General features: G+C 41.2%; 1 tRNA gene and 1 rRNA gene. Both read right to left on the bottom strand.

The features are described from left to right. Positions 1-352: 352 nt before the first annotated feature. Positions 353-428 (bottom strand) — tRNA-Lys (locus CLLU_RS18570). Between the two features lie 8 nt (positions 429-436). Further along, positions 437-553 (bottom strand): 5S ribosomal RNA (rrf, locus tag CLLU_RS18565). Positions 554-561 lie beyond the last annotated feature (8 nt).

Here is a 561-nt window from a genome sequence, read left to right as displayed (position 1 = left end):
CTAACGAAATATGAAGAGATATGGGCTGCCGCCGGTACACCCCATGCAGTCTTCAAGTTGACTCCTCAAATTCTAAAAGATATAACGCAGGGCAAAATTATTTCCATTAAGTAATCTAAAATTCAGAATAGATGAAGATCTAACGAAATATGAAGAGATATGGGCTGCCGCCGGTACACCCCATGCAGTCTTCAAGTTGACTCCTCAAATTCTAAAAGATATAACGCAGGGCAAAATTATTTCCATTAAGTAATCTAAAATTCAGATGGGGTTTGCTCATAAAAAATGTTTTTTCTCACTACGTGTTAGATTTTTTACAAATAAAAAAGGAAGTATATCAACATACTTCCTTTGGTGGCTCACCGGGGAATCGAACCCCGGACAACATGATTAAAAGTCATGTGCTCTACCAACTGAGCTAGTGAACCATATATTTACCCGGCAGCGACCTTCTCTCCCACAGGGCTTCCCCTGCAGTACCCTGGGCACTGTGAAGCTTAACCTTCCTGTTCGAAATGGTAAGGGGTGTTACCTTCACGTTATTACCACCAGATGCTGATT

The organism is Clostridium luticellarii, assembly GCF_002995845.1.
GTDB lineage: Bacteria > Bacillota > Clostridia > Clostridiales > Clostridiaceae > Clostridium_B > Clostridium_B luticellarii.
This window is presented reverse-complemented; position numbering and strand designations above follow the sequence as displayed.